This is a genomic window from Pseudomonas sp. JH-2 (assembly GCF_036231725.1).
Taxonomy (GTDB): domain Bacteria; phylum Pseudomonadota; class Gammaproteobacteria; order Pseudomonadales; family Pseudomonadaceae; genus Pseudomonas; species Pseudomonas delhiensis.
Genome location: NZ_JAZAQP010000096.1, coordinates 1 through 3541, shown reverse-complemented (window position 1 = coordinate 3541; position 3541 = coordinate 1). Strand labels below are relative to the sequence as shown.

Genomic DNA, 3541 nt, shown 5'->3' with positions numbered 1-3541 from the left:
CAGGCAGCCGGAATGACCATGGGAAAACCGTTACCCATGTGTCCCGACAAGCGTTACCTATGTGTCCCGGCAGAACAGATAGCACGGCCAACGCCTGAGACAGAAACAACAGCTCGAAATACTCGGGGGCGCATAGCTTCCAGATCTTGCGCTCCGTCAGGGGCGAAGCTTCACCAATGCCCTCTGCGCAGCGGTTGACCGACTCGACCACCATCCGCAGGTAAGGCGCGATCTTTTCCGCCTTGGTGGTAGGTTTCAGTCCCCCTTGCGACGAAGCAAACAATGCGTCGTCGAAGCAACTGCGCAAGCGCTTGAGGCAGTAGCTAACAGTGGGCTGACTGACGTTCATGAGCTCGGCGGTACGCTTGGCGCTACGCTGCTCCAACAGGTTGAGGAACACCACGATGTCCTGCAAATCCAGCTGCTTCAGATAATTGCTGTGAAGCATGAAAATTCCTCCTGAACTTTCTGGCTCATTCGGCTGTGCAAATCCTCGGTGGGATGGGCAGCAAACATCTGCTTCAACAGCTTCAACAATCGACAAAAACCTCTAGTCGATCAACAGCTTATCCTGCGTGATCAGAGCAACTGATAAGCTGCATTCGGTGCAGTCGTCAGCAATAGGTTCAACCATGGCCATACGATCGAGCCTGGCAAGATGGCCTATCATGCCCCTGCAGCGATAGGCGGCTCGGTCAGTGCGAGCAGATGGCTGGCTCTTGCACTGCCCTTCCTCAGGAACAACAAGACTCTGCCGCTGAGCTGGACCAAACATTGAGGATTCATCCTATCCCCGGTCAATGCAAAGTAAGTGAGGCACTGAGATATAAGAGACTCCTTAAAGGGATGACCATCGGAACAAGCCTATATTCCCGTATGTATTTTCCTGCCATGTGTGGGAATGCGATCTAACACCCTCATCATTACTCACCATCTCACGATGACCCAATACCCGCATCAACAAGATGCAGCTCTAGCACAGCGGCAAGTTGGTGGCCGACTTCCCGGCGAGTTGCCCACCGACTAGGCGTGCTACTAGTTGCAGCCCCCAATGGCAAGCCACCGAGCCCAGCAGTACTACTTTCCGACAATAGCTGCTGGCTACCACTGGTGGTGGCCTAGGCAGCCACTAGCCGATCCGGCATCGGGAAGCCCGGATCGGCCGGCCTCTCGATCACTCCAGCACGTTGAACTGGATGCGCTGGTTGCGTGCCCTGCCCGCCTCGGTGGCGTTGCTGAACAGCGGCTGGCTGCGCCCGTAGCCCCTGGCCTGCAGGCGGTCGGGCGTCACGCCCAGTTCCACCAGGCGCGCCACCACGGCCTCGGCGCGGGCATGGGAGGCCTGCTGGCTGCTTTGCGAATCGCCGCTGTCGTCGGTGTGCCCGCCGACTTCCACGCGGGTGCCCGGCGGCGCCTGGCGGATGGCTTCGGCGGCCTCGGCCAGCACCTCGTCGCTGTCGCGGCTGATGGTGATCGACTGGTTGTCGAAACGGATGCCCAGCTGGTTCAGGGCATCCGCCAGCTGCTGGGCGCCGGAACCCGGCGGCAGGCCGCTGAGGGCGGCCAGGGTGCGGTTCCACAGCCCCAGGAACTCGAAGCCGCCGAAGGTCTCGCGCAGCTTCTGCGACAGCTCGATGCGCTCCGCCTGGGTCAGCAGGGTGGAATCCATGCGGATGCGCTCGCCGTTGAAGCCCAGCTTCAGCCCTTCCACCTTCAGTTCCGGCAGCAGCTCCAGCAGGCCATCGAGCCAGGCCGCCGGCGCGGTTTCCCGCTTGACGCGGATGTCGCCCCTCAGGTGCTCCGCGCCGAAGACCTCCTTCAGGCGCCCCAGCAGCGAGGCGCGCTCGTCGATGCTGGCGAGCTGGCCGTTGATGCGGACCTTGCCCTCGCGCAGTTCGAGCATGAAGCGCGGGGCCTCCGCGACCGCGCTGGCCTCGGGCTGCGGCGCCACCTCCACGGCGGCGGCCACCCGTTCCTGGGCCACAGGCATGGGCGAGCACTGGCGAAGCGACAGGCCCACGGTGAGCAGCGACAGCACCAGCACCCCGCCGAGCCATGGCGCCAATAGCAGCCGCCGCCCATTGTGCCGCGGCTGCACCGGCTCGGGGGCCGGTGCCTGCAACGCCGGCAGAAGCTCCGCGGTGTCGGCCATCAGCACCGTCAGGCCGGAGGCCCCGGCGTCGGCCTGCCCACCCGCGGCGTCGATGCCGGCCAGCAGCTCCGGCAGGCAGGCGGCGACCGCCTCGGCCAGCTGCTCGTCGGGCAGCCCCAGGTGACGGGCGAAGCGGCCCAGGGTCGTGGCATCGAACACCTGCTCCAGTTGGGCGCGGTCGAGCCCCCGGGACGGGTCGCCCTCGAGCCAGGCCCCCAGCCCCTGCCGCTGCAGGTGCTGGACGAAGCCATGCCAGCCGCCACGCTGCTCGTCGAGCACCCGGTGGGCCAGCAGGCCCAGGAGCTTGCCGGCGCTGTCCGGCGCCATGCCGAAACGGCGGACGAGCGCCTCCAGGAGCCGCCCAATGAAATCGTCATGCATAGAAGAACCACTCGAAATATCGATCGACCCGTGCGGGGTCTTGCGGCCGCACGGTCCTGCGCTGCCGCCCGGGCGAGGGTGCGCGCCGGGCAAGCCTGGCTATCACAGCAAATCCCCCCGGCGGACCAAATAAGGGCAATCCGAATTCACCCGCCGGCGCCCGCATTGCCAGGGGCGCGAGGAAACGTCTCACCGCTGGCCGCGCCCGCGCCTTATTCCACCGGCCGGGCAAGCCTTGCCAAGCTGGCGGAACACTTCGCCCAGGCGCTCTCGCAGGACACCCCAGATGCCCCACCTCCCTCCGATGACCACCGGCCATGGCGGCCTGCGGCTGCGCTCGGGCAGCGTCCTCGTCCTGCTGCTGGTGCTGCTGGCGGGCCTGGCGCCCAGCAGCCAGGGCCAGAGCGGCCAGCGCACGGCGAAGGGCGAGGTGGAAAGCTTCGTGCGCCGGCTGTATGGCGACGAGGGCCCGGGGGCGTTCTCCGCCGATAGCGGCGAGGCGCGGGCCCGGCGCTGGCTGAGCCCCGCACTGGCGCAGGCGCTGGCGGCCTACCGTTCGGCCCGCCACGCGGGGCCGGGGCTGCTGGAGAAGGACCCGCTATGCCTCTGCCGGCGCTCGCGGGCGCTGGAGCTCGAGCAACTGGACGTCAGCCTGGCCGGCGACGGCCGGGCCACGGCCCGGGTGGTCCTGGTGCACGAGCAGTGGCGGCGCGGCGTGCGGCTGCACCTGGTCAGGCGGGGGAAGGCCTGGCGCCTGGACGACCTCGCGCAACCGGCCCTGCCGAGCCTGCGCCGGGCGCTGGAGCGCGCAACGCGGGGCACGCCGGCCAGCGGGGGGCCGCCTGCCGATGGAGGAAGGGGAAGCGGAAACGAAAAAAGGCTGCCCTGAGGCAGCCTTTTTTGCTTGGATCACCGCGAGGGCGATCCGGATTGGAGCGGGAAACGAGACTCGAACTCGCGACCCCGACCTTGGCAAGGTCGTGCTCTACCAACTGAGCTATTCCCGCA

3 protein-coding genes and 1 tRNA gene are annotated in these 3541 nt (G+C 66.5%); 1 reads left to right on the top strand and 3 read right to left on the bottom strand.

Going from position 1 to position 3541, the window contains the following annotated elements; translation table 11 throughout:
* Both VV867_RS30715 and VV867_RS30710 read right to left on the bottom strand, forming a co-directional pair.
* A partial coding sequence (locus VV867_RS30715) for a LysR family transcriptional regulator (RefSeq protein ID WP_328568417.1) occupies window positions 1-448 on the bottom strand: 448 nt, incomplete at its 3' end.
* A 726-nt stretch (window positions 449-1174) separates the two neighbouring features.
* On the bottom strand, window positions 1175-2533 hold the full coding sequence (locus VV867_RS30710; protein ID WP_328568416.1) for an OmpA family protein: 1359 nt from the start codon (window positions 2531-2533) through the stop codon (window positions 1175-1177).
* Between the two features lie 286 nt (window positions 2534-2819).
* Here VV867_RS30710 and VV867_RS30705 point away from each other — a divergent pair, with 286 nt between their 5' ends.
* Window positions 2820-3422: a hypothetical protein gene (locus VV867_RS30705; RefSeq protein ID WP_328568415.1), complete on the top strand. Its 603-nt coding sequence runs from the start codon at window positions 2820-2822 to the stop codon at window positions 3420-3422.
* Window positions 3423-3464: 42 nt separating this feature from the next.
* On the opposite strand, the gene VV867_RS30700 is transcribed toward VV867_RS30705, so the two are convergent.
* Window positions 3465-3540: transfer RNA gene (locus tag VV867_RS30700), tRNA-Gly, on the bottom strand.
* Window position 3541 lies beyond the last annotated feature (1 nt).

Coding starts and splice junctions, on each gene's coding strand:
- VV867_RS30710 (WP_328568416.1), bottom strand. CDS start 2,533: ATGCATGACGATTTCATTGGGCGGCTCCTGGAGGCGCTCGTCCGCCGT.
- VV867_RS30705 (WP_328568415.1), top strand. CDS start 2,820: ATGCCCCACCTCCCTCCGATGACCACCGGCCATGGCGGCCTGCGGCTG.